This window comes from Microcystis sp. LE19-195.1E (assembly GCF_027532095.1).
Taxonomy (GTDB): Bacteria; Cyanobacteriota; Cyanobacteriia; order Cyanobacteriales; family Microcystaceae; genus Microcystis; species Microcystis aeruginosa.
Map to the genome: position 1 here is coordinate 1 of NZ_JAPZSZ010000275.1, position 4752 is coordinate 4752.

A 4752-nucleotide genomic window follows, 5' to 3' on the forward strand; every position below is an offset into this window, starting at 1 on the left:
TGGTCGAGGGAATCAACAATAAACTTAAACTAATAAAACGGAGAGCCTATGGCTTTAGAAACTTTCGGAATTTTTGGGTTAGAAGTATGTTGTCTTGGCATCTTGTCTGTTGATTTAGCATAAAGGGTAACGAAGAGCCATAATCGACACGCTCTCAAAAGTTTGTTAATTCAATTATTAGCGCATCTGCTCAAGTTAGTTTATTGGCAGACGGAAAGAGAGTATAATGCTAATAAATGGGAAGCGGCAATTATTAATTTTCGAGTTCAAATTGCCGATCTGCTGGAAGACAGTCCTAGCTTAAAACCTTATCTCCTCGAAATTTTCGATTCTTGTTATGGAAAAGCTAGGCAAATAGTCTCGAAATTGAGCAAGCAAGAAATTCCTATAGAAGTCATTATTACCCCAGCAGAAACCCTGGATGAAAACTGGTTTCCCTAACTATGCAACAAGGTGATTTAATCGAGATCGAGATTACCGACCTCAACCATACGGGCGAAGGTGTGGGAAAATACCGAGGACAGGTGATTTTTGTGCCGGATACGGTCATTGGCGATCGCATTCAAACCCGCATCACCTATATCAAAAAAAGTCATGCGATCGGCAAACTACAAACTATTCTCCAAGCTTCTCCCCATCGTATCCGGCCCCGCTGCATCGTCGCCGATAAATGTGGTGGCTGTCAATGGCAACACATCGAGGATCAATTTCAGCGCCTGGTCAAAAAAGAGCAAGTACAAGAGGTATTAACCAGAATTGGCGGTTTTAGCGATCCTTTGGTTTATCCTCCCCTCACCGGTAATTCTCCCCTCGCTTATCGCAATAAAGCTACCTATCCCCTCGGATTTTCCCCCACCGGCAATGTGCAAGCAGGTTATTATCGTCGCGGCAGCCATCATCTGATTAATCTCAATCAATGTCCAATTCAAGATCAGGCTTTAAATCCGTTTCTAGCAGAGATAAAACAGGATATTCAGGGTCAAGGCTGGTCAATTTACGATGAAAAGACCCATCAAGGACAATTACGCCATTTATCCCTAAGAATTGGCCGCCACACTGGAGAAGTTTTATTAACCCTGATTAGTACCGATAATAATTTACAGGGAATTGAGGCACAGGCGCGGCAATGGCTGGCAAAATACGGCAATTTAGTCGGTGTAACCGTCAATTATCACCCCGATCGAGGTAATGCTATTTTTGGCGCTCAGACCACAACTATCGCCGGAAGGGACTATATTACCGAAAAGTTCGCCGGATTAACCTATCAATTGGCTGCCGATACCTTTTTTCAGGTTAATACAGAGGCTGCTGAAGCCTTATTTGCGGTTATTTGTCAGAAATTAGACCTTAAAGGTGAAGAAATTCTCATTGATGCCTACTGTGGCATCGGTACTTTTACTTTACCCCTCGCTAAACGGGTTAAAGAGGTGATTGGACTAGAATCCTATAGCTTTTCCCTCGATCGAGCCAAGATTAACGCCCAATTAAATAATATTACCAACACAACTTTTATTTTGGGGGCAGTAGAAAAAACTTTACCGCAACTGACAGTTAAACCCGACATTATTCTACTCGATCCGCCCCGCAAAGGTTGCGATCGATCTGTCCTCGATAGTCTGTTACAGCTGCAAAGTCAACGCATTGTTTATATCAGTTGTCAAAGTGCAACTTTAGCCAGAGACTTGCAATATCTCTGTAAAACAGGCGATTATCAACTGCTAGAAGTGCAAACAGCTGATTTCTTTCCCCAAACTCCCCACGTCGAATGCGCCGCTTTTCTTAGACAAAAAACAGCGAATATGGTAGGATGAAATAGGAGGAAAAACCCGACACTTTAGCCGTTTATGGCTGAAAAGTCAATGGGTAAGGATAATAGCATATTAAAGACCGTTCCAATCAACTACTTTTTTGATTAATTACCCACTCAAAGTGGCCTTGATTCTCGATTGGTTTGTAGATCAATCATAAAAATATCTAATCAATCTCAGAGACAGAAAAGGGATAAAATATGACTCATTAGGTATGGCAATCATCTAGATCGACGGTTAAGAGACCTTAATCTTTCTGTAAGAGAACAGTCATTGAATAAAAGCTAGAGGTAAAGCGCGTGATTGCTATTTCACTGCCAACAAGCAAACGAAGCTGGAACACCATGAGTTTCGCTTCCACCTTGTATCTTTGTCCGATTTTAGATTTACTGACCGCTAGTATTCCGGAAGAATTAGAACCAGAAATTAGATTAGGATTGCAAGAAGCTTTAGTTAATGCCGCTAAACACGGCAATCATCTCGATCCCAGCAAAACCGTGGTCGTTCACTTTTCCAGCAGTAAAGACGAGTATTCTTGGGTAATTACCGACGAAGGTTGTGGATTTACACCAGGTTGTCACCATCATGGCTGTAGTTGCGATTGTCCCAATTTTCCCCCCGAAGAAGCGGAAAATGGCCGAGGACTGTGTATGTTATATCAAATCTTCGACCAAGTTCACTGGAATCAAAAAGGAACCCAACTGAAACTTTGTAAACAAATTAAACAGGAACGCTGGTTCACCTAAGGACCATGACCGTGAGAAGGACAGGGAGGAGCAGAAATCGAGCGATCGAGCCAGCCTGTAGCCTGTTGTAGCCGAGGAAGTGCTTCTTCTGGCTGATTATCTAATAAAAACACCAAAGCCGTCCCTAATTGTTCGGCGGCCCGAGCATTACGATTGGCTTTCAGACGATGCCAGTCAATCGGTGCGATCGCCAAACGTTCCGCCAAAATCCGCGCCAATTCCAGGGTAGATAGATCATCAACAGTCTGAGATGAGGAAGAGACAGGGGATGGAATCATAATCAAAAGGTTTCGTAAAACCGTAAAATCGTCTATAACTATAGTTTAGACGCAGGCAATCGGATCGAGTCCATGTCCTTAGAAGAAAACCCATACCCTAGCGATGAATCGGCAGAATTTACCCAAGCGATTGAAGAAGTCGAAGCGGCGATCGCAGCACTAAGAGACCGTTATCGACAGATCAACGAAGCAGAACAGCAAAAAAAAGACCTAGAGGCACAATTTAGCCAAATAGAACCCCAATGGCGCGAAAATCCCCTACCTGAACTAGAAAAGGAATTGGCACAAATTCGCGAACAGATTCAAGAATTAGAGGTAATTTTAGAAAGCAATTTACTTAAAGAAGGGGAATTAAAGCGTCTATTCTGGGAAGGAATCCGTCGCGGACTGCTGGGGGAGGTTTTTTGGCAAATTGTCCGCTTTGGTGGTATCGGAGTCTTACTGGGTTGGATTCTGCGATCCTGCACGGGGTGATTAACTGCACAGGGTTGGGGTGTGTTGCCTTGAGAAGCTGATTAGGGTTCAGTTCCATCGAGACGGATTATACACTTAGCGGCATCGAGCGCATCTAGAGAAGTGTCGTTATAAGTACCTTGTTTAACTATTCCTAACAGAGAAGCGATAACTATACACTTTCTTTCTTGGTTGGGATAGGGCGCGGCGGTGGCATTGGCAGCGGGATATAATACGATTATCGCTTGGCTTGCCCGCGGAGTAAAGGCTAGCCCCGGCACATGACCCCGAAAGGAAAACTGTACCCCCGGACTGCTGCTCCCAGGGGGAAGATTCGGAAAATTCCTCACCACCATAAATACTCCCTGCGGCAGATTTAGAAAACCCGCATTAGTATTAGCCGCCACTAAACAACCTGGCTCACTGGCAGTTATTTGCGAGTAAACCGTGGGATTAGTGCCAGTCCCGTTAGTAAAATTAATCGTGCAAATTCTCCCTCGACGGATAGCTTGTTTTTGAGCATCCCTTAGGGCTGATTGTATAGAATCGGTGGCTTCTTGGACTTTATTGCTATTCAACCAAGCTAATAAATTAGGTCCGGTTAAGGCGGCAAGAATTCCCGCAATTGCCAAAGCTATCAAAATTTCTAACAGGGTAAAACCCTGATTTTTATGATGGACATTTAAACGACGCATCGGGAATCACCTCGACAGAACTTTTAGCAATAACATTTTCTTGGTTGGGGTAATCGTTAGCAGTTTTAGGATCAGCTAATCTCACTTCATACTCTATACGGAGACGATGAGGATTATCCTCTTGGTTAGCAATATTAAAAGTCCGAACGAGAGAATAGTTTTTTTTACCGACAATTGTTGTTGTCGTTACTAATTGTTCCGTCGGTATAGTAGTGGTGGTGAGGGGAGTAGCCGTTAGTTGTCTTCTTAAGGCTGTGGCATAACCCTTATCGATATTTGTACATACATCTGTGGTGACAAATACGGATCTCACATCTAACTTCGAAGCTAAAAATTTGACATACTCGAAGTCTTCTTGTATCCAAAAGTAGGCTTTAGCTTGTCTTTCTGCTCGAACTTTATATAAGGCATTCACTGCCATTAACTGTAAGGTTCCTGTTAAGAAAGCGGTAATAGTTAAAATGGCAATTATTACTTCTAACATCGAGAAACCTGACTCGGACGATGACAGTTTTGACTGTATCCCCTTCCCTTTTGATTTCACTTTTCAACCCTCCCAGTTTTTCCTGAAAACCACTGGCTTTTTTAGCTCTCAACTACAGAGTACCCAGTTGACATCCTCACCGCCGTGAACGGACGGTGATTCCCAAACCTCACGATTTAGGTTTCTGCTTCTTTCCCGAAGGATTTTTCGCACCTGCCTTAACAGATTTACTCTATTCTGGTCTTATAGTCGCTCTACAGACTGACACCGCAAGCCCTGCGGCCAAAA

8 protein-coding genes are annotated in these 4752 nt (G+C 43.4%); 5 read left to right on the forward strand and 3 right to left on the reverse strand.

What is annotated here, in order from left to right:
• The 4 genes from O9300_RS15330 to O9300_RS15345 form a co-directional block, all read left to right on the forward strand.
• A partial coding sequence (locus O9300_RS15330; protein WP_185237766.1) for a transposase occupies positions 1-113 on the forward strand: 113 nt, incomplete at its 5' end.
• A 49-nt stretch (positions 114-162) separates the two neighbouring features.
• Entirely contained in the window at positions 163-441 is a 279-nt protein-coding gene (locus O9300_RS15335) for a DUF29 domain-containing protein (RefSeq protein ID WP_287972555.1), read from the forward strand.
• A 2-nt stretch (positions 442-443) separates the two neighbouring features.
• Positions 444-1811, forward strand: a complete 1368-nt coding sequence (gene rlmD, locus O9300_RS15340) for a 23S rRNA (uracil(1939)-C(5))-methyltransferase RlmD (RefSeq protein ID WP_287972556.1) — start codon at positions 444-446, stop codon at positions 1809-1811.
• A 341-nt stretch (positions 1812-2152) separates the two neighbouring features.
• Positions 2153-2554, forward strand: a complete 402-nt coding sequence (locus O9300_RS15345; protein ID WP_287972558.1) for an ATP-binding protein — start codon at positions 2153-2155, stop codon at positions 2552-2554.
• Here the strand turns inward: O9300_RS15345 and O9300_RS15350 are convergent.
• A complete protein-coding gene (locus O9300_RS15350) occupies positions 2551-2832 on the reverse strand; it encodes a DUF6439 family protein (protein WP_012266421.1) in 282 nt (93 codons plus the stop codon). The genes O9300_RS15345 and O9300_RS15350 overlap by 4 nt on opposite strands.
• Positions 2833-2904: 72 nt before the next feature.
• Here O9300_RS15350 and O9300_RS15355 point away from each other — a divergent pair, with 72 nt between their 5' ends.
• On the forward strand, positions 2905-3306 hold the full coding sequence (locus tag O9300_RS15355; protein WP_287972560.1) for a sll0565 family protein: 402 nt from the start codon (positions 2905-2907) through the stop codon (positions 3304-3306).
• 41 nt (positions 3307-3347) lie between these two features.
• Here O9300_RS15355 and O9300_RS15360 read toward each other — a convergent pair whose 3' ends face one another.
• Positions 3348-3980: a pilus assembly FimT family protein gene (locus tag O9300_RS15360; protein WP_287972561.1), complete on the reverse strand. Its 633-nt coding sequence runs from the start codon at positions 3978-3980 to the stop codon at positions 3348-3350.
• The gene (locus O9300_RS15365; protein WP_287972562.1) at positions 3955-4464 is read right to left on the reverse strand and encodes a type 4 pilin; all 510 of its coding nucleotides are present in this window, start codon (positions 4462-4464) and stop codon (positions 3955-3957) included. Before O9300_RS15365 ends, O9300_RS15360 begins: the two co-directional genes overlap by 26 nt.
• Positions 4465-4752: the final 288 nt, after the last annotated feature.

Bases quoted from the DNA above. Each gene is read 5' to 3' on its own strand.
- O9300_RS15365 (WP_287972562.1), bottom strand. From the start codon at position 4,464: ATGTTAGAAGTAATAATTGCCATTTTAACTATTACCGCTTTCTTAACA.
- O9300_RS15345 (WP_287972558.1), top strand. From the start codon at position 2,153: ATGAGTTTCGCTTCCACCTTGTATCTTTGTCCGATTTTAGATTTACTG.
- O9300_RS15355 (WP_287972560.1), top strand. From the start codon at position 2,905: ATGTCCTTAGAAGAAAACCCATACCCTAGCGATGAATCGGCAGAATTT.
- rlmD (WP_287972556.1), top strand. From the start codon at position 444: ATGCAACAAGGTGATTTAATCGAGATCGAGATTACCGACCTCAACCAT.
- O9300_RS15350 (WP_012266421.1), bottom strand. From the start codon at position 2,832: ATGATTCCATCCCCTGTCTCTTCCTCATCTCAGACTGTTGATGATCTA.
- O9300_RS15360 (WP_287972561.1), bottom strand. From the start codon at position 3,980: ATGCGTCGTTTAAATGTCCATCATAAAAATCAGGGTTTTACCCTGTTA.